General features: G+C 71.4%; 14 protein-coding genes. 4 read left to right on the top strand and 10 right to left on the bottom strand.

Annotated features, from left to right (window positions below; translation table 11 throughout):
• Positions 1–53: 53 nt before the first annotated feature.
• Positions 54–1,694 carry an L-glutamate gamma-semialdehyde dehydrogenase gene (gene pruA, locus OHS82_RS14015; RefSeq protein WP_057584962.1) on the bottom strand — a complete coding sequence of 547 codons (1,641 nt, stop codon included), beginning with the start codon at positions 1,692–1,694 and terminating at the stop codon, positions 54–56.
• Between the two features lie 45 nt (positions 1,695–1,739).
• A complete protein-coding gene (locus OHS82_RS14020) occupies positions 1,740–2,666 on the bottom strand; it encodes a proline dehydrogenase family protein (RefSeq protein WP_057584960.1) in 927 nt (308 codons plus the stop codon).
• Between the two features lie 128 nt (positions 2,667–2,794).
• Between OHS82_RS14020 and OHS82_RS14025 the strand changes: the two genes are divergently transcribed.
• A complete protein-coding gene (locus OHS82_RS14025) occupies positions 2,795–3,988 on the top strand; it encodes a PucR family transcriptional regulator (RefSeq protein WP_057584958.1) in 1,194 nt (397 codons plus the stop codon).
• A 45-nt stretch (positions 3,989–4,033) separates the two neighbouring features.
• On the opposite strand, the gene OHS82_RS14030 is transcribed toward OHS82_RS14025, so the two are convergent.
• A complete protein-coding gene (locus OHS82_RS14030; protein WP_057584956.1) occupies positions 4,034–4,624 on the bottom strand; it encodes a TetR/AcrR family transcriptional regulator in 591 nt (196 codons plus the stop codon).
• Positions 4,625–4,720: 96 nt separating this feature from the next.
• Between OHS82_RS14030 and OHS82_RS14035 the strand changes: the two genes are divergently transcribed.
• Positions 4,721–6,238 carry an MFS transporter gene (locus OHS82_RS14035; protein WP_328433944.1) on the top strand — a complete coding sequence of 506 codons (1,518 nt, stop codon included), beginning with the start codon at positions 4,721–4,723 and terminating at the stop codon, positions 6,236–6,238.
• Positions 6,239–6,406: 168 nt separating this feature from the next.
• Here the strand turns inward: OHS82_RS14035 and serA are convergent, their stop codons facing one another.
• From serA to OHS82_RS14065, 6 genes are all read right to left on the bottom strand, one after another.
• Positions 6,407–7,996 carry a phosphoglycerate dehydrogenase gene (serA, locus tag OHS82_RS14040; RefSeq protein ID WP_057584952.1) on the bottom strand — a complete coding sequence of 530 codons (1,590 nt, stop codon included), beginning with the start codon at positions 7,994–7,996 and terminating at the stop codon, positions 6,407–6,409.
• 232 nt (positions 7,997–8,228) lie between these two features.
• Positions 8,229–9,227, bottom strand: coding sequence for a ketol-acid reductoisomerase (ilvC, locus tag OHS82_RS14045; protein ID WP_057584950.1), 999 nt, complete (start codon positions 9,225–9,227; stop codon positions 8,229–8,231).
• A 117-nt stretch (positions 9,228–9,344) separates the two neighbouring features.
• The gene (gene ilvN / locus OHS82_RS14050) at positions 9,345–9,869 is read right to left on the bottom strand and encodes an acetolactate synthase small subunit (RefSeq protein WP_057584948.1); all 525 of its coding nucleotides are present in this window, start codon (positions 9,867–9,869) and stop codon (positions 9,345–9,347) included.
• Positions 9,870–9,890: 21 nt separating this feature from the next.
• Positions 9,891–11,738 (bottom strand): acetolactate synthase large subunit, encoded by a 1,848-nt coding sequence (locus OHS82_RS14055; protein ID WP_328433945.1) that lies wholly within the window; start codon positions 11,736–11,738, stop codon positions 9,891–9,893.
• A gap of 257 nt (positions 11,739–11,995) precedes the next feature.
• Positions 11,996–14,959 carry a putative bifunctional diguanylate cyclase/phosphodiesterase gene (locus OHS82_RS14060; protein WP_443061781.1) on the bottom strand — a complete coding sequence of 988 codons (2,964 nt, stop codon included), beginning with the start codon at positions 14,957–14,959 and terminating at the stop codon, positions 11,996–11,998.
• 420 nt (positions 14,960–15,379) lie between these two features.
• On the bottom strand, positions 15,380–16,333 hold the full coding sequence (locus OHS82_RS14065; RefSeq protein WP_057584943.1) for a 2-hydroxyacid dehydrogenase: 954 nt from the start codon (positions 16,331–16,333) through the stop codon (positions 15,380–15,382).
• 75 nt (positions 16,334–16,408) lie between these two features.
• On the opposite strand from OHS82_RS14065, the gene OHS82_RS14070 reads away from it, so the two are divergent.
• Complete coding sequence (locus OHS82_RS14070) at positions 16,409–17,407, top strand: aldo/keto reductase (RefSeq protein ID WP_057584941.1); 999 nt, start codon at positions 16,409–16,411, stop codon at positions 17,405–17,407.
• Positions 17,408–17,543: 136 nt separating this feature from the next.
• Positions 17,544–18,704, top strand: a complete 1,161-nt coding sequence (locus OHS82_RS14075; protein ID WP_328433947.1) for a PQQ-dependent sugar dehydrogenase — start codon at positions 17,544–17,546, stop codon at positions 18,702–18,704.
• Between the two features lie 9 nt (positions 18,705–18,713).
• Here OHS82_RS14075 and OHS82_RS14080 read toward each other — a convergent pair whose 3' ends face one another.
• A complete protein-coding gene (locus tag OHS82_RS14080; protein ID WP_328433948.1) occupies positions 18,714–18,992 on the bottom strand; it encodes a DUF6191 domain-containing protein in 279 nt (92 codons plus the stop codon).
• Positions 18,993–19,003 lie beyond the last annotated feature (11 nt).

Genomic DNA, 19,003 nt, shown 5'->3' on the forward strand with positions numbered 1-19,003 from the left:
CCGGGTCTGGGGAAGACCGGCCCGTTCGGGGTACGCGTGGGCGCCGTGCGCCGTCAGCCCATGTGCGGGTAGGTGTAGTCGGTCGGCGGGACCAGCGTCTCCTTGATGGCGCGGGTCAGCGTCCAGCGCATCAGGTTCTGCGGGGCGCCGGCCTTGTCGTCGGTGCCGGAGGCGCGGCCGCCGCCGAAGGGCTGCTGGCCGACGACGGCACCGGTCGACTTGTCGTTGATGTAGAAGTTGCCCGCCGCGTAGCGCAGCTTCTCCATCGTGTGCGCGGCGGCGGCGCGGTCGTTCGCGATGACCGAGCCGGTGAGCGCGTAGTCCGAGACCGACTCCATCTGGGTCAGCATGGCGTCGTACGCCTCGGCCGAACTGTCGTCGTAGACGTGCACGGCGAGGAACGGGCCGAAGTACTCGGTCGTGAAGACCTCGTTCTCCGGGTCGGTGCACTCGACGACGGTCGGGCGCACGAACCAGCCCACCGAGTCGTCGTAGGTGCCGCCCGCGACGATCGTGCAGGCCGGGTCCGCCTCGGCGCGGTCGATGGCCGCCTTGTTCTTGGCGAAGGAACGCTCGTCGATGACCGCGCCGATGAAGTGGGACAGGTCGGTGACGTCGCCCATGGTGAGGCTGTCGACCTCGGCCGCGAACTCCTCCTTGAAGCCGGAGTTCCAGATCGACGCCGGGATGTAGGCCCGGGAGGTCGCGCTGCACTTCTGGCCCTGGTACTCGAAGGCGCCCCGGGTGAGGGCCGTCTTCAGCACGGCGCGGTCGGCGCTCGGGTGGGCGACGACGAAGTCCTTGCCGCCGGTCTCGCCGACCAGACGCGGGTAGGTGCGGTACTTCTCGATGTTGGCGCCGACCGTCTTCCACAGGTGCTGGAAGGTCTTCGTGGAGCCGGTGAAGTGGATGCCGGCGAGGTCGCGGTGGTTCAGGGCCACCTCGGAGACCTCCAGGCCGTCGCCGGTGACCAGGTTGATGACGCCCTTCGGCAGCCCGGCCTCCTCCAGCAGCCGCATCAGCAGCACGGCGGCGTGCGTCTGCGTCGGGGACGGCTTCCACACGACCACGTTGCCCATCAGCGCGGGCGCGGTCGGCAGATTGCCCGCGATCGCCGTGAAGTTGAACGGCGTGATCGCGTAGACGAAGCCCTCGAGCGGGCGGTGGTCGAGACGGTTCCAGACTCCCGGGGAGTTGGCCGGGGGCTGCTCGGCCAGGATCTGGCGGGCGTAGGCCACGTTGAAGCGCCAGAAGTCGACGAGTTCGCAGGGGCAGTCGATCTCCGCCTGCTGGGCGGTCTTCGACTGACCGAGCATGGTGGACGCGGCGAGCGTCTCCCGCCAGGGGCCGGCCAGCAGTTCCGCGGCGCGCAGGATGATCGCGGCACGGTCGTCGAAGGACATAGCGCGCCACGCGGGCGCGGCGGCGAGGGCCGCGTCGACGGCGTCCTGGGCGTCCTGGCGCGTGGCGTTGGCGTACGTGCCGAGGCGGGACTTGTGGTGGTGCGGCTGGACGACGTCGAAACGCTCACCGCCGCCCATCCGCCGCTCGCCGCCGATGGTGCAGGGCAGGTCGATCGGGTTGTCGGCCAGTTCCTTGAGCTTGGCCTCCAGCCGGGCCCGCTCGGGCGAGCCGGGGGCGTAGCCGTGCACCGGCTCGTTGACGGGGGTGGGGACCTGGGTCACAGCGTCCATGAGGTCGGTAACTCCTTACTGAGCGTGTTGCGAGCGGGGGTGGGCTCAGCCCTTGCTGACCATCGAGCGCGCGAAGAAGCGCAGGTTCGCCGGCTTCTCCGCGAGCCGGCGCATGAAGTAGCCGTACCAGTCGGTGCCGTACGCGGTGTAGACGCGCATGCGGTGTCCTTCGGCGGCGAGCCGCAGGTGCTCGTCGCTCCTGATCCCGTACAGCATCTGGAACTCGTACTCGTCGAGCTTGCGGCCGGCCTTGCGCGCCAGCTCCTGCCCGATGGAGATCAGGCGCGGGTCGTGGGAACCGATCATCGGGTACCCGTCGCCCGCCATGAGGGTGCGCAGGACGCGGACGTACGCCTTGTCGATCTCGTGCCGGTCCTGGTGGGCGACCTCGGCGGGCTCCTTGTAGGCGCCCTTCACGAGCCGTACCCGGCTGCCGGTCGCGGCGAGCCGGCGGGCGTCGGCCTCGGTGCGGAAGAGGTAGGCCTGGATGACGCAGCCGGTCTGCGGGAAGTCCTTCCGCAGCTCCTCGTGGACGGCGAACATCGAGTCGAGGGTGGTGTGGTCCTCGGCGTCGAGGGTGACGGTGGTGCCGATGGCGGCGGCGGCCTCGACGACCGGACGGACGCCTGCGAGGGCCAGCTCGTGACCGCCGGGCAGCGCCTGCCCGAACATGGACAGCTTGACGGACATCTCCACCCGCTCGCCGAGCTCGAGGTGCCCCAGCCGGTCGACCAGCGCCAGGTAGGCGTCGCGGGCGGCGAAGGCCTGCTCGGGGGCGGTGATGTCCTCGCCGACGACGTCCATCGTCAGCTCCAGACCCCGGCCGGTGAGCTCTTCGATGACCGGGACGACGTCGTCGACCGTCTCGCCGGGGATGAAGCGGTCGACGACCTGCTTCGTCACCGGGGCCGCCGAGATCAGGCGTCGCATCCGGTCGCTGCGCGACGCGGCGAGAATCACGGGACCCAGCACGGGGCACCTCCACAAACCAGCAGATAGAACCACCGTGAAACCTAAGGATCCCTCCGATCGTGGGCCATCGACAGCTGTCACGCATCCGTGCCGCAGATCTCAGACAGATGTATGAAGGACGGTCGCCCATGGGGGAGAATGCCCCGGTGACGTCGGATTACCGGGACCATCGGGGCGACTACCAGGAACTCGTCGACGAGCTCTCCGAGCTGCTCGGCGCCCCCGCGACCCTGGAGAACCGCGACTTCGAGCTCCTCGCCTTCGGCGCGTACGCGAGCGAGGACGAGCTGGACGAGTCGGCGCTGGACCCGGTCCGCACCCGCTCGATCCTGACCAGACGTTCCACCTCCGCCGTCCGCGCCTGGTTCGAGGGCTTCGGCATCACCCGCGCGACGGGCCCGGTGCGGATCCCGCCCACCCCGGAGGCCGGGGTGCACCGGGGACGCGTCTGCCTCCCCGTACGGCACCGGGGGGTCGTGCTCGGCTACGTCTGGCTGCTGGACGACGATCCCGGGCCCTCGGACGCGCAGCTCGCCTCAGCGATGGAGGTGACCGCCCGGATCGGCGCCCTGCTCGCCGACGAGGCCCGGCACGGCGCCGATCTCACCCGGGAACTGCGGGCGGTCCTCGCGGCACAGCCGGGCTGGCCCCGCGACATGGCGGTCGCGGATCTGCGCACCGCGCTCGGGGCCCGCGCGGACGGCCCGCACACGGTGGTGTGCGTGACTCCCTGGCCCTCCGCCGATCCGGACGACGCCCCGTCGCTGCGCACCCTGCCCGGGGCGACGGCATGGTGCACGGTGCCGTGGGGCGCGGCCTCGCGGTCGCTGGCGCTGCTGGTGCGGCTGCGCTCGGCGGACGCCCTCGCCCCCGCGACCTCGGCGGCGGCCCGGCTGCGGGAGCGGGCGCCGGAGGCGGCCGCGGGCGTGGCCGCCGGTCGGGTCGGCCTGGCGGAGCTCGGGGCCGCGTGGGAGGAGGCGTCGGCGTCGGCGCGGGCCGCCCTCGCCGAGCCCCGACTGGGGCCGGTCGCGCTCTGGTCGTCCATCGGCCCGTACCGTCTGCTCACCTCGCTGCCCCCGGCGAGCGTCCAGGACCCCGCCGTACGGGCACTGACCTCCCCCGCCCACCACGAACTGGCCCGCACGGCCGAGGTCTATCTCGACTGCGCGGGCCAGGCCGGCCGCACGGCCGCCGCACTGGGCATCCACCGGCAGACGCTGTACTACCGGCTGTCGCGGGTGGAGCAGCTGACGGGCCTGGACCTGGACGACGGCGAGGACCGGCTGCTGCTGCACATGACGCTGAAGGCGGCCCGGCTGTAACGGCCGGCCCTTCCTGCGCCCTCCCCGTTCCTGCGCCCTCCCCGCTCAGCGCTTCGCCGCGCCCGCGATCACCCGCCGCAGCCCCTCCGTGAGCTGCGCCGCGTCCGTCGCCGTGTCCGGGTCGAACAGCCACTGGACCATGAGCCCGTTGAGGAGGGTCTGGTAGAAGCGGCCCTCCGTGTCGACGGTCTCCTTGTCGAGCTCGGCCTCCGGGACGCCGTTGAACATGGGCACGATCCCCGAGCGGCCCTCCTCCTGCGCCGCGGCCAGCAGCTTGCGCACCTCGGGGAGCCGGTCACCCTGGACGACGAGCTCGAAGCTCAGCAGCCAGATCGCCCGCGTCCGCGGCACGGAGCCGATGATGCTCGCCCACACCTCCTGGAAGCGTTCCAGCGATCCCGCGGGGGCCGTCGCCTCGCCGCCCCCGCCCCAGCCCGGGTCGAAGTCGTCGCCGGCGCTCTCGATCAAGGAGACGTACGCCTGCACCAGCAGCGCGTCCTTGGAGCCGTAGTGGTAGCCGATCGACGCCAGATTGGTCCCCGACTCCTTGACGACGTCCCGCGCGGTCGTCCGCAGGAACCCCTTCTCCAGCAGGCAGCGCTTGGCGCCTTCGAGCAGATCTTCACGATGTCCCATGCCGTCACCCTATCCCCGATCCATACGCTCGTCCTATACGCATGACTTATACAATCGTTCTAGACAACCGTTTAATACGTCCGTACAGTCCCTGTCATGACGAACCCGACGAGCACTGTCACCGCCCCGGCGCCCCGCGCCGGCCGCCGCGAATGGACCGCCCTCGGCGTGCTGATGCTTCCGCTGCTCCTGGTCTCCATGGACGTCTCCGTCCTCTACTTCGCGATCCCGGCGATCAGCGCGGACCTCGAGCCGAGCGGCACCCAGCAGCTGTGGATATTCGACATCTACGCGTTCGTCCTCGCGGGCCTGCTGATGACGATGGGCTCCCTGGGCGACCGCATCGGCCGGCGCCGGCTGCTGCTGATCGGCGCGGCCGCCTTCGGCGCCGCCTCGCTGATCGCGGCCTACGCGGACAGCGCCGAGACCCTGATCGCGGCCCGCGCGGTGCTCGGCATCGGCGGCGCGACCCTGATGCCCTCGACGATGGCCCTGATCCGCACGATGTTCACCGACCCCGGCCAGCGCGCCAAGGCGATCGGCCTGTGGTCCGGGGTGATGACGGGCGGCATCGCGCTCGGCTCCGTGATGAGCGGCGTGCTGGTCGAGTACTTCTGGTGGGGCTCGGTCTTCCTGGTCAACCTGCCCGCGATGGCCCTGCTGCTCGTCCTCGGCCCGGTCCTGCTGCCGGAGTCGCGCGACCCCGCCCCGGGCCGCTTCGACTGGCCCAGCGTCCCGCTGTCGATGGCCGCCGTGCTCCCCGTGATCTACGGACTGAAGGAGATCCCGTCCGAGGGCTGGCACACCGAGTACGTCCTCTCGGTCACCGTGGGCCTGCTCTTCGCGGCCCTCTTCGTCCACCGCCAGCGCACGGCGGCCGACCCGATGATCTCCCCGGCCCTGTTCCGCGGCCGCGGGTTCGCGGCGGCGCTCGTCCTCAACCTGGTCTGCGCGTTCGGCATGATGGGCTCGGCGTTCTTCACCACCCAGTACCTGCAGTCCGTGCTCGGCAAGAGCGCGCTGGAGGCAGCCCTGTGGGCGCTGCTCCCGGCGGTGCCGATCGGGATGGCCGGGCCCGTCGCCACCACCCTGGTCCAACGGGGCGTCGACCGCGCGTACGTCGTGACAGCCGGCTTCACGGTCGCGGCGGCCGGCTACGCCCTGCTGGCCGTCGCCGGCACCGACTCGATGTGGCTCGTGCTGACCGCGTGCGCCGTCCTGGCCTCCGGGATCGTCATGGTCCTCTCCCAGATGACGGACCTGGCGCTGAGCTCGGCCCCGACCGAACGCGCGGGCTCCGCGTCCGCCCTCCTGGAGACCGGCACCGAGTTCGGCGGCGCCCTCGGCATGGCGGTCCTCGGCTCCATCGGCACCGCGCTCTACCGCCACGGCATCCCGGCCTCGGCCCCGGCGGAGGCCCGCGAGACCCTCGGCGGCGCCCTGGCGGTGGCGACCCGTCTCCCGGGGCGCACGGGAGACGCCCTGGCCACGGCGGCCCGCGAGGCCTTCACCCACGGCATGCAGGGCGCGGCGATCGCGGGCGCGGTGATCCTCGCGGGCGCGGCGGCAGCGGCGACGACCACGCTGCGGCGAAGCCGCGTCAGCGACAAGTAACGGCGCAGACGAAAACGCCGGGCGGACTGGATCACTCCAGCCCGCCCGGCGTGCACCGTCAAAGCCACGTTCAGGAAGATGAGCCCGTCCGGCGCTTGAGGACGAGGCTCCTTCAGGGCCGAAGCGGGGGCCCGGGGGGCGGCAGCCCCCAAGAACGTGCGGCGAACCTCAGACGAGGTTCACGGCACGAGCAGACGTCGCGCCGATCTCCTCCGCGACCTCCGCCAGCACACCCGCGGGCACCGTGTCGTCGACGGTCAGGACGGCCAGCGCCTCGCCGCCCACCGCCGCCCGGGCGACCTGCATGCCGGCGATGTTGATCCCCGCCTCGCCGAAGACCCGGCCGACGGTGCCGACGACGCCCGGCCGGTCCTCGTACTTGAGGACGACCATGTGGTCGGCGAGCGCGAGGTCGACGTCGTACTCGCCGACCGCGACGATCTTCTGCAGGTGCTTGGGGCCGGCCAGCGTGCCGGAGACCGACACCTCCTCGCCGTCCGAGAGCGTGCCGCGCACGGTGACGACGTTGCGGTGGTCGGCCGACTCCGAGCTGGTCGTCAGACGCACCTCGACACCGCGCTCCTGTGCGAACAGCGGGGCGTTGACGTAGGACACCGTCTCGTCGACGACGTCCTCGAAGACACCCTTGAGGGCCGACAGCTCCAGCACCTTCACATCGTGCTGGGTGATCTCGCCGTACACCTCGACGTCGAGACGGACCGCGACCTCGCCCGCCAGCGCGGTGAAGATCCGGCCGAGCCGCTCGGCCAGGGGCAGACCCGGCTTGACGTCCTCGGCGATGACACCGCCCTGCACGTTCACCGCGTCGGGGACGAGCTCACCGGCGAGCGCGAGGCGCACCGACCGCGCGACCGCGATGCCGGCCTTCTCCTGCGCCTCGTCGGTCGACGCGCCGAGGTGCGGAGTGGCCACGACCTGGTCGAACTCGAACAGCGGGGAGTCCGTGCAGGGCTCCTTCGCGTACACGTCGAGGCCGGCGCCGGCGACCCGGCCCTCCTTCAGCGCCGAGTACAGCGCCTCCTCGTCGACGATCCCGCCGCGCGCGGCGTTGACGATGCGCACACTCGGCTTGACCTTGCGCAGCGCCTCGTCGCCGATCAGGCCGACCGTCTCGGGGGTCTTCGGCAGGTGGACGGTGATGAAGTCGGCGACCTCGAGCAGCTCGTCCAGCGACAGGACCTTCACGCCCATCTGCGCGGCGCGTGCGGGCTGCACGTAGGGGTCGTAGGCGACGACCTTCATGCCGAAGCCGGACATCCGCTGCGCGACGAGCGCGCCGATGCGGCCGAGGCCGACGACGCCGAGCGTCTTCTCGGCCAGCTCGACGCCGGTGTACTTGCTGCGCTTCCACTCGCCGTTCTTCAGCGCGGCGTTGGCCTGCGGAATGTGGCGGGCGGTGGCGAGCAGCAGACCGCAGGCCAGCTCGGCGGCGGTCACGATGTTCGAGGTGGGGGCGTTGACGACCATCACGCCGGCCTTGGTGGCGGCGGAGACGTCGACGTTGTCCAGGCCGACGCCGGCTCGTGCGACGACCTTCAGCTTGTTCGCGGCGGCGATCGCCTCGGCGTCGACCTTGGTGGCCGAGCGGATCAGGATCGCGTCGACGTCGGCGATGGCCGGGAGCAGTTCGGCTCGGTCCGCTCCGTTGCAGTGCCGGATCTCGAAGTCCGGGCCAAGCGCGTCCACGGTCGCGGGCGACAGCTCTTCAGCGATGAGTACGACAGGTTTCGAGCTCACGTGAGTCCTCACAAGTCCAGAGCGTGCGGACGGCCGTCCCGACGGCCGCAGGCGGAGGAGGGGCTAGCCGCGTGGAAGACGCACGACGCTGTGGGCCTGAACGCGTATATAGGCAGCAGTGTAGTGCTGCGGCGGAGGTCGCCTCATGCCTCCGCGGAAGGATCACCCGTCCGTGGGTGGACGGGATGGACAACGGGCCGGAGCGGTGCGCTCCGGCCCTTGCCCTCGAGGCCTAGGCCTCTTCGTCGACCCAGCTCATCAGCTTGCGCAGCTGCTTGCCGGTGGTCTCCAGCAGGTGCTCGGAGTCCTGCTGCTTGTACTCGTTGTACTTCTTCAGACCGCCGTGGTACTCGGCCATCCACTCACGCGCGAAGGTGCCGTCCTGGATCTCGGCGAGGACCTTCTTCATCTCCGCCTTGGTGGCGTCCGTGATGATCCGCGGACCGGTGACGTAGTCGCCCCACTCGGCGGTCTCGGAGACCGACCAGCGCATCTTCTCCAGGCCGCCCTCGTACATCAGGTCGACGATCAGCTTCAGCTCGTGGAGGCACTCGAAGTACGCGATCTCCGGCTGGTAGCCCGCCTCGGTCAGCGTCTCGAAACCGGCCTTGACCAGCGCGGCCGTACCACCGCAGAGGACGGCCTGCTCACCGAACAGGTCGGTCTCGGTCTCCTCGGTGAAGGTCGTCTTGATGACGCCGGCGCGGGTGCCGCCGATGCCCTTGGCGTAGGACAGCGCCAGCGCGAAGGCGTTGCCGGTGGCGTCCTGCTCGACGGCCGCGATGCACGGAACGCCGCGGCCTTCCTCGTACTGACGGCGCACCAGGTGGCCGGGGCCCTTCGGGGCGACCATGCAGACGTCGATGCCGGCCGGGGGCTTGATGAAGTCGAAGCGGATGTTCAGGCCGTGGCCGAAGAACAGCGCGTCGCCGTCCTCGAGGTTGTCCTTGATGGACTCCTCGTAGACCTGGGCCTGGATCGGGTCCGGCACCAGGATCATGATGACGTCGGCCTCGGCGGCCGCCTCGGCCGGGGTGACCACGCGCAGGCCCTGCTCCTCGGCCTTGGCCTTGGACTTGGAGCCCTCGTGCAGACCGACGCGGACGTCGACACCGGAGTCACGGAGCGACAGGGCGTGGGCGTGGCCCTGGCTGCCGTATCCGATGACCGCGACCTTGCGGCCCTGGATGATGGACAGGTCGGCGTCGGCGTCGTAGAACAGCTCGGCCACTTTGGGTTCTCTCCTTGAGTGCAGGTGGTGCGTCCCACCGTATGACGGAGGGCGGAAGGTAGGTCACGGGGTCTCGGCATACGGGCGGCCGATGACGTCGGCCGCCCGTTCACATGCTTACGCCGACCGGTCGAGGGCGCGCAGCGAGCGGTCCGTGATCGAACGGGCGCCACGGCCGATCGCGATCGTGCCGGACTGGACCAGCTCCTTGATGCCGTACGGCTCCAGCATCTTGAGCATGGCGGTGAGCTTGTCGTTGCTGCCGGTGGCCTCGATGGTCACGGCCTCCGGGGAGACGTCGACGGTCTTGGCGCGGAACAACTGGACGATCTCGACGATCTGCGAGCGCGTCTCGTTGTCGGCGCGCACCTTCACCAGAACGAGTTCGCGGTGAACGGCCTGTCCCGGCTCGAGTTCGACGATCTTCAGCACCTCGACGAGCTTGTTGAGCTGCTTGGTGACCTGCTCCAGCGGCAGCGCGTCGACGCTCACCACGATCGTGATGCGGGAGATGTCTGCGTGCTCGGTGACGCCGACGGCAAGCGAGTCGATGTTGAAGCCCCGGCGGGAGAACAGGGCGGCGATCCGGGCCAGGATGCCCGGCTTGTTCTCCACCAGGACGGAGAGCGTGTGCTTGGACATGTCTTCTTACGTCTCTCTCGCTCAGTCGTCTTCGTTGTCGCCGAAGTCGGGGCGGACGTCCCGGGCGGCCAGGATCTCGTCGTTGGAGGTGCCGGCGGCGACCATCGGCCACACCATCGCGTCCTCGTGGACGATGAAGTCGACGACGACGGGACGGTCGTTGATGGAGTTCGCCTCCTCGATGACCTTGTCGAGGTCGTCCGGGGACTCGCAGCGGATCGCGTGGCAGCCCATGGCCTCCGACAGCTTCACGAAGTCCGGGACGCGCGTACCCCGGGCCTGCGGGTTGACGTCGTTCGGGCCGGAGTGCAGCACGGTGTTGGAGTAGCGCTGGTTGTAGAACAGGGTCTGCCACTGGCGGACCATCCCGAGGGCGCCGTTGTTGATGATGGCGACCTTGATCGGGATGTTGTTCAGGGCGCAGGTGGTGAGTTCCTGGTTGGTCATCTGGAAGCAGCCGTCGCCGTCGATCGCCCAGACCGTCTGACCCGGCGCGCCCGCCTTGGCGCCCATGGCGGCCGGCACCGCGTAGCCCATGGTGCCCGCGCCGCCGGAGTTCAGCCAGGTGGCGGGCTTCTCGAACTGCACGAAGTGCGCGGACCACATCTGGTGCTGGCCGACGCCCGCCGCGAAGATCGTGCTTTCGGGGGCGAGCTGTCCGATGCGCTCGATGACCTGCTGCGGGGAGAGCGAACCGTCGGCGGGCTGGTCGTAGCCGAGCGGGTAGGTGTCGCGCCAGCGGCTCAGGTCCTTCCACCAGGCGGTGTAGTCGCCCTGCTGGCCCTCGCTGTGCTCCTTCTGGACGGCCTGGACCAGGTCCGCGATGACCTCGCGCGCGTCACCGACGATCGGGACGTCGGCGGCGCGGTTCTTGCCGATCTCCGCCGGGTCGATGTCCGCATGGACGATCTTGGCGTACGGCGCGAAGCTGTCCAGCTTGCCGGTGACGCGGTCGTCGAAGCGGGCGCCGAGGGCGATGATCAGGTCGGCCTTCTGCAGACCGGTGACGGCGGCCACCGAGCCGTGCATGCCGGGCATCCCCAGGTGCTGCGGGTGGCTGTCGGGGAACGCGCCCAGCGCCATCAGCGTGGTGGTGACGGGCGCGCCGGTCAGCTCGGCGAGGACCTTCAGCTCCGCGGTGGCGCCGGCCTTCAGGACACCGCCGCCGACGTAGAGGATCGGCCGCTTGGCGGCGGTGATCAGCTTCGCGGCCTCGCGGATCTGCTTGGCGTGCGGCTTGGTCACCGGACGGTAGCCGGGCAGGTCCATGCTGGGCGGCCAGGAGAACGTGGTCTTCGCCTGGAGGGCGTCCTTGGCGATGTCGACCAGGACCGGGCCGGGCCGGCCGGTGGAGGCGATGTGGAAGGCCTGCGCGATGACCTGCGGAATGTCCTCGGCCTTGGTGACCAGGAAGTTGTGTTTGGTGATCGGCATGGTGATGCCGACGATGTCCGCCTCCTGGAAGGCGTCCGTGCCGATCGCCTTGGACGCGACCTGCCCGGTGATCGCCACGAGCGGCACCGAGTCCATGTGCGCGTCGGCGATCGGGGTCACCAGGTTGGTGGCGCCGGGGCCGGAGGTCGCCATGCAGACGCCGACCCGGCCGGTGGCCTGGGCGTAGCCGGTGGCGGCGTGGCCCGCGCCCTGCTCGTGGCGGACCAGGACGTGACGGACCCTCGTCGAGTCCATCAGCGGGTCGTAGGCAGGAAGGATCGCACCGCCGGGAATGCCGAATACCGTGTCGGCGCCGACCTCCTCGAGAGAGCGGATGAGGGACTGCGCACCCGTCACGTGCTCGACGGACGCGGAGTGCTGTCCTCCGGATCGGGGCCGCGGCTGCGGATGGGCCCCGGTGGCCTGCTCGGTCATCGGCATTCTCTTCTCGATGCTGAGGGTTTTACTGAAGGTTCTACGGGTGCTGCTGGGGGTGGTGCGGGGGCGTCGCCCCGGGTTTTGTGCAACAAAAAACCCCTCGTGCCGTAAGGCAAGCGAGGGGAGCGCGCCGGGTGTGGGTCGCTGTGAGTTCCGGGTTCATCCGGACGCCACCAGCTTCAGCCGACGCGCTTGCCAAGTACGAGAATTCGGGTGCGCATGGCATTGACCCTCCCCCTGGCGCGCACCGACTGTCAAGTGGGTGGGACGGGAGTCTCATTATGTGAGCGTAGGGCACTTCCGCTCCCCAGGACGGCGGTCACCCCACTGGTGTACACCCCCGCGCCGCCGCCCGCGAACGCGGGCTCCGCAGGCCCGTCGTGCGGCACCGGATAGCGGCCCGTCGCGAGCGCGCGGCGCAGCCGGTACTCGTCGAGCGGTCCGGAGAACGCCATGCCCTGACCGTGCGTGCAGCCCATCGCGTGCAGCGCGACGACCTGCTCGGGCAGGTCCACGCCCTCGGCGACGGACTGCAGCCCCAGGTCGGAGGCGATCCGCAGCAGCCCGCCGGTGATCTTGTTCAGCCGGGCGGACTCTACGACCCCCTCGACCAGCGTGCGGTCGAGCTTGAGGACGTCCACCGGGAGCCGGCGCAGCGCCGTGAGGGCCCCGTAGCCACCGCCGAAGCCGTCCAGGGCGATCCGGACGCCCAGCCGGCGCAGGGCCCCCAGGCGGCGCTCCAGCTCGTCCAGCGGCACCCTGGGGTCGGTGTCCGAGAGCTCGACCACGAGCGAGCCCGACGGCAGGCCGTGTCGCGTCAGCAGCGCCTCCACCGAGCCCAGCGGCATCGAGCGGTCCAGCAGCCGCCGGGCGCCCACCCGGACGACCACGGGCAGCGTCAGCCCGCTCGCGGTCCGGTCGGCGGCCTGCTCGACGGCCTGCTCCAGCACCCAGCGGCCCAGTTCGGCCGTCCTGTCGCCGTCCTCGGCGACCCGGAGGAACTCGGCGGGCGTGAAGAGCACACCCTGCGAGGAACGCCAGCGGGCCTGTGCGGCGACCGACGAGATCCGGCCGTCGCAGAGGCGCACCACGGGCTGGTGCAGGAGGGCGAACTCGCCGTCGTGCAGCGCGGCGCGCAGCCGCGTGGCCAGCTCCGCCTTGCGTACGACGTCCTGCTGCATCTGCGGCTTGTACAGCTCGACCCGGCCCTTGCCGCCGGCCTTGGCGCGGTACATGGCGAGGTCGGCGTTGCGCAGCAGCTCCCCCGCGCCCAGACCGGGTTCCGCGAAGGCGACGCCGATCGACGCGGCGACGCGGACCTCGTTGCCGTCGATGAGGTACGGCTGCGAGAGCGTGAGCCGGAGCCGGTCGGCGAGTTCCAGTATGTGACGCTCGCGGGCGGCCCGGTCACGGGTGCCGTCGCCGACGATCAGGGCCGCGAACTCGTCGCCGCCCAGCCGGGAGGCGGTGTCGCCCTGGCGGACCGCGTCCTGCAGCCGACGGGCGGCCTGTACCAGCAGGGCGTCGCCGGCGGCGTGGCCGATGGTGTCGTTGACGGCCTTGAAGCCGTCGAGGTCGATGAAGAGGACGGCCGTGTTGCGCAGGGCGGGGCCCCGGTCGGAGCTGCGGCGGCCGGACAGCGCCTGCTGGACGCGCCGGGTGAACAGCGCGCGGTTGGGCAGGTCGGTGAGCGGGTCGTGCTCGGCGTTGTGCTGGAGCTGCGCCTGCAGGCGCACCCGCTCCGTCACGTCCCGGCTGTTGAAGATCAGGCCGCCGTGATGCCGGTTGACGGTGGACTCGACGTTGAGCCAGCCTCCTCCGCCGGAACGGAAACGGCACTCGATGCGCGTGGTGGGTTCGTCCTGCGGGCTGACGGCGAGGAACCGGCGCACCTCGTGGACGACGCAGCCCAGGTCCTCCGGGTGGATGAGGTGGGCCAGTTCGGTCCCCACCAGTTCCTCGGCGGACCGGCCGTACACACCGGCGGCGGCCGGGGAGACGTAACGCAGCACGCCGCTGGGGGCGGCGATCATGATGACGTCGCTGGAGCCCTGCACCAGGGAGCGGAAGTGGCTCTCCTTCTGCGCCAGTTCCTGGGTGAGGGCGATGTTGTCGAGCAGCATGATCCCCTGGCGGACCACGAGGGCGAGCACGACCGTGCCGCCGGTCAGCAGCACCACGCGGTCGACGCTGCGTCCGTTGAGCACGTTGTAGAGGATGCCCAGGGTGCAGACGGCGGCGGCGAGGTACGGGGTGAGCGCGGCCAGCGAGCCGGTGATGGGCCGGGTGGCCGGGTAGCAGCCGTGATCACCGCCCTGCGGGGGCGTCGGGGCATGCGGGGACGTCGGGGTCTGCGGGGAGGTGACGGTCCGGGCTCCGGGGCGCTGTCCGGGCAGGTGCTCGTGCACCACGCGCGTGTGCCCCTCGTCCAGCACCCGCCCGTGCCGGCGGTAGGCCGCCCAGGGCGCGTACGCCAGGAGCAGCGAGCCGGCGAACCAGCCGGCGTCCAGGAGCTGGCCCGAGCGGTATTCGTTGTGCAGCAGCGGCGAGGTGAACAGGGCGTCGCACACGACGGTCAGCGCGAGGGCGCCGACGGCCGTGTTGACCCCGGTGCGGTTCACCGCGGTGCGCCGGAAGTGCAGCACCAGCACCATGCTCACCAGGGCGATGTCGAGCAGCGGGTACGCCAGCGACAGCGCCGCGTGCGCCACGCTCGGGCCGTCGAGCTTGGCGGCCTGGGCGAGCGCGAGGCTCCAGGAGAGGGTGAGCAGCGAGCCGGCGATCAGCCAGGCGTCCAGCCCCAGGCAGACCCAGCCGGCCTTGGTCACGGGGCGGGCGGCGAGCACCAGCAGCCCCACGATGGCGGGGGGCGCGAAGCACAGGAAGAACAGGTCGGCGAAGCTGGGGCTGGGCACGGGCCGCCCAAGGACCACCTCGTACCAGCCCCAGACCAGGTTGCCGAGGGCCGCCATCGTCGAGGAGAGCGAGAACAGCATCCAGGCGGGTCGAAAGCGGACGCGGCGGATGCGCGCGTAGCAGAAGCAGGACACGGCGGCCGTGCCGGCGGCGGCGGTGAGCCCGAAGTCGCCCATGATCAGCGCGAGTTCTTCCGAGCCCCAGCCGAGCGCGGCGCCGACGGCGTACGCCGCGCACAGGAAGGCCAGCAGAAGCTGGTGGACCACGTTGGGTCCGGGGCCGCCCGAGGGCGGCGCGGTCAAGCGCGGCGTCCCCGCCGGAGGCCGCGTGCGCGGCGCTCCCTCGAGGAGGGGGGCGGAGGTCGACGGCGAGCTCACCGGACCCTCCCGGTCCGTGCCGCCCCCGGGTCCCGGTGAGGCTTGCGACCGTGTGCGCGCGCGGCCGAGCGCCAGGGTCGCCGGCGGCGGCTCCGCCGCGTCGGATCGTTCGTCCATTGGCCGTGCATCGCCCGTCGCCCCCCTCACAAGTCTGAGATGTCCGTCCCTGACGCCGATCGTGCGCGGCGCAGCCCCTGTCGGGACGATACACCAGTCTCGTCACTCAGGGACATAGTTCCTCTACGCTGCGTGACGATCATCGGCATATGCGCCCGGATGAGGTACAGAACGCGTCCGGGGGACTGCGGAGGGTGCCCGAACCGGACCGCGGGACCGCCGTCGCCGTCACGCTCCGGTCGGGGTACCCGTCGTGAGGATCACGTTGCGCAGCGGCTCGCGGTTCACGAAGCGGCGCAACTGGTCGGCGAGGAGGCGTTCGGCGCGGGGCCGGAAGGCGGAGGTGGGTCCGCCGACGTGCGGGCTCACGAGCACGCCCGGCGCGGTCCACAGGCGGTGTCCCGGGGGCAGCGGCTCTGGGTCGGTGACGTCCAGCGCCGCGGTCAGCCGGCCGCTCTCCAGTTCCGCGAGCAGCGCCTCGGTGTCGACGACCCCGCCGCGGGCCACGTTGACGAGCAGTGCGCCGTCCTTCATCCGGGCCAGGAACCCGGCGTCGGCGAGGCCCAGGGTGGTCTCGTTCAGGGGCGTGCAGAGGATCACGACGTCCGCTTCGGGGAGCAGGGCGGGCAGTTCGGCGATCGGATGCACGGGGCCGCGCGCCGTCGTGCGCCAGGAGCGCGCGACGCGCGCCACCCGCGCCACCTCGAAGGGCACGAGCCGGTCCTCGATGGCGGAGCCGATGGAGCCGTATCCGACGATGAGCACGTTCTTGTCGGCGAGCGCCGGCCGGAAGCCGCCGAGCCACTCCCCCCGGTCCTGGGCCCGGACGAAGTCGGGGACCCCGCGCAGCGAGGCGAGGACCAGGGTGAGCGTGAGCTCGGCCGTGCTCGCCTCGTGCACCCCGCGCGCGTTGCAGAGCCGTACGCCGGGAGGCAGCGACCCGAGGGCCGGTTCCACGTGGTCGATGCCGGCGGACAGGGTCTGCACGACCTCCAGCGAGCTCATCGCGGGCAGGGGCCGCTGCCCGACCTCGGGGGCCTTCATGTAGGGGACGACGTAGAAGGCGCAGTCGGCGGGATCCGCCGGGAAGTCCTGCTCGCCGTTCCAGAAGCGGTAGGCCGGGCCCTGCGGGAGGCCCTCGATCTCTTGTGGGGGGATGGGCAGCCATACGTCAGCACTCATGTCGGGAGGCTATGTCAGGCACATGGCGCGGCAGAGGTTAGGTTGGGGGACCGGGTGAGGGAGGGTTTCGAGCAGGTGGAGCGCAGGACGATCGGCGCGGGGGCGCTCGAGGTGGGTGCCGTCGGTCTCGGGTGCATGCCGATGAGCTGGGCGTACAGCGGGTCGCGGCAGCGGGGCGACGAGTCGCTCAGGGCGGTGCACCGGGCGCTGGACGAGGGCTCCTCCCTGCTGGACACCGCCGACATGTACGGCCCGTTCACCAACGAGCTGTTATTGGGGCGGGCGTTGAAGGAGCGGCGCGAGGACGCGTTCGTGTCGACGAAGGTCGGTCTGCTCGTCGGCGAACAGCACATCGTGGCGAACGGCCGCCCGGGGTACGTGAAACGGGCCTGCGACGCCTCCCTGCGGCGGCTGCAGACGGATGTCATCGACCTCTACCAGCTGCACCGCGCCGACCCCGAGGTCCCGGTGGAGGAGACCTGGGGCGCGATGGCCGAGCTCGTCCAGGCGGGCAAGGTGCGGGCGTTGGGGCTGTGCGCGGTGGGCGCACGGGGCGGCCGGCGATCGAGCGGGCACCTGTACGACGGAACGATTCGGCAGCTGCGGCGCGTCCAGCAGGTGTTCCCGGTGAGCGCCGTCGAGGCGGAGCTGTCGGTGTGGTCGCCGGAGGCGCTGGACGGCCTGCTGCCCTGGTGCGAGGCGCACGGTGTCGGCTTCCTCGCCGCGATGCCGCTCGGCAACGGCTTCCTCACCGGCAGGCTCACTCCCGGGGAGGGGTTCGAGCCGGACGACATGCGTGCCCGGCATCCTCGGTTCACCGCCGAGATGATGGCCTCGAACCAGCCGATCGTCGTCGGCCTGCGCCGGGTCGCCGCCCGGCACGGCGACACCGTGACGGCCGCGCAGGCGGCCCTGGCCTGGGTGCTGGCGCAGGGCCGGCACGTGGTCCCGATACCGGGCGCCAAGCGGGAGCGGTGGGTGTCGGAGAACGCGCGCGCCCCGCTTCTGCGCCTGACGCCGCAGGATCTGGCCGAACTGGCGCAGCTGCCGGGGGCGCAGGGATCGTGGGAGTGAGCGTCGCGCCCGGGGCGCCGGGACCTGGGGACGAGCACCGCTTTCGGGTCGACCTCGCGCCGGACGGGAACCCCACGGGCGCCACCGGCGTAAGACAGGTGAAGCCTGCCGAGGGAACCCGCGTGTCGAAGGGACCATGATCGTGCGACGTCGAGCTGTGTCGGCCGTGTTGGCCACGGGTGCCCTGCTGGTGACGGCCGGCTGTTCCTCCGGCGCCGGAGGATCGTCCCCCGCCTCCACCGGCGCGCCGGCGGGGAGCGCGGCCGCCCGCACCACCCCGGCCGCCGAGGAGACCCCGCCCGCGAAGGGCACGGTCGAAGTGGTGCGCACGGTCACCGAGGGGCTGAACAGCCCCTGGGGCCTCGCCCCCCTCCCGGAGGGCGGCCTGCTGGTCGGCTCGCGCGACGAGGGCACGATCACGCGGGTGGACGAGAAGACCGGCGCGAAGACCGAGCTGGGCGAGGTGCCGGGCGTCTCGGCGGCCGGCGAGGGCGGGCTGCTGGGCCTCGCCCTCTCCCCCGACTACGCCTCCGACCACATGGTCTACGCGTACGTCACCTCCGCCTCCGACAACCGGGTCCTCCGCATGATCTACGACGCGAAGCGACCCGCCGGCGATCAGCTGGGGGCTCCCGACACGGTCTTCAAGGGCATTCCCAAGGGCATGATCCACAACGGCGGCCGGATCGCCTTCGGCCCCGACCGGCAGCTGTACATCGGCACCGGTGAGAACGGCGACCGCGGGCTGGCGCAGGACAAGAAGTCCCTCGGAGGCAAGATCCTGCGGCTGACCCCGGAGGGCGACCCGGCCCCGGGCAACCCGTTCCCGGACTCCCCGGTGTACTCGTACGGCCACCGCAACGTGCAGGGACTGGCCTGGGACGCCAAGCAGCGCCTGTTCGCGTCGGAGTTCGGCCAGAACACCTGGGACGAGCTGAACGCGATCGAACCCGGCGCCGACTACGGCTGGCCCGCGGCCGAGGGCGCGTCCAAGGATGCGAAGTACCGCGACCCGGCAGCCCAGTGGCACACCGACGAGGCCTCTCCGAGCGGCATCGCGTACGCCGAGGGCTCGATCTGGATGGCGGGTCTGCGGGGGCAGCGGCTGTGGCGCGTCCCGCTGAAGGGCACGGCCGTCTCGGCGGATCCGCAGGCCTTCCTCAAGGGCGAGTACGGCCGGCTGCGCACGGTGGTGGCGGTGGGCGGCGACAAGCTGTGGGTCACCACCAGCGCCACGGACGGCCGCGGCGACCCGAAGAAGGGGGACGACCGGATCCTCGAGCTGCGGGTGACGTGACCTTCGGCGTCACCTCTCCCCCGCCGCGGACTTCTCCCCCGCAGGACCCTCCCCGGGCGGCCCCTCCCCCCTCGGCGGCCCCTCCCCCGGCGGCGCCTCCACCTTGGGCCCGTCCTCCGCCGGGTCCGGTTCGGCCGCCCGGACCACGACCCTTCCGGAGGCGAGGTCTATCGGCCCGCGCCCGGGATCGGCGTCGCCCACGTCCTCCCGGGTCAGCTCCAGCCGGTTCTGCTCCTCACGGGTGTGCCCCCGGCCCGGTGAGAAGAGTTCCTCGAAGGCGTTGAACATCGCTCTCCTCT

Source organism: Streptomyces sp. NBC_00425 (genome assembly GCF_036030735.1).
GTDB lineage: Bacteria > Actinomycetota > Actinomycetes > Streptomycetales > Streptomycetaceae > Streptomyces.

Coding starts and splice junctions, on each gene's coding strand:
- pruA (WP_057584962.1), bottom strand. CDS start 1,694: ATGGACGCTGTGACCCAGGTCCCCACCCCCGTCAACGAGCCGGTGCAC.
- OHS82_RS14025 (WP_057584958.1), top strand. CDS start 2,795: ATGGGGGAGAATGCCCCGGTGACGTCGGATTACCGGGACCATCGGGGC.
- OHS82_RS14030 (WP_057584956.1), bottom strand. CDS start 4,624: ATGGGACATCGTGAAGATCTGCTCGAAGGCGCCAAGCGCTGCCTGCTG.
- OHS82_RS14035 (WP_328433944.1), top strand. CDS start 4,721: ATGACGAACCCGACGAGCACTGTCACCGCCCCGGCGCCCCGCGCCGGC.
- ilvN (WP_057584948.1), bottom strand. CDS start 9,869: ATGTCCAAGCACACGCTCTCCGTCCTGGTGGAGAACAAGCCGGGCATC.
- OHS82_RS14055 (WP_328433945.1), bottom strand. CDS start 11,738: ATGACCGAGCAGGCCACCGGGGCCCATCCGCAGCCGCGGCCCCGATCC.
- OHS82_RS14065 (WP_057584943.1), bottom strand. CDS start 16,333: ATGAGTGCTGACGTATGGCTGCCCATCCCCCCACAAGAGATCGAGGGC.
- OHS82_RS14075 (WP_328433947.1), top strand. CDS start 17,544: ATGATCGTGCGACGTCGAGCTGTGTCGGCCGTGTTGGCCACGGGTGCC.
- OHS82_RS14080 (WP_328433948.1), bottom strand. CDS start 18,992: ATGTTCAACGCCTTCGAGGAACTCTTCTCACCGGGCCGGGGGCACACC.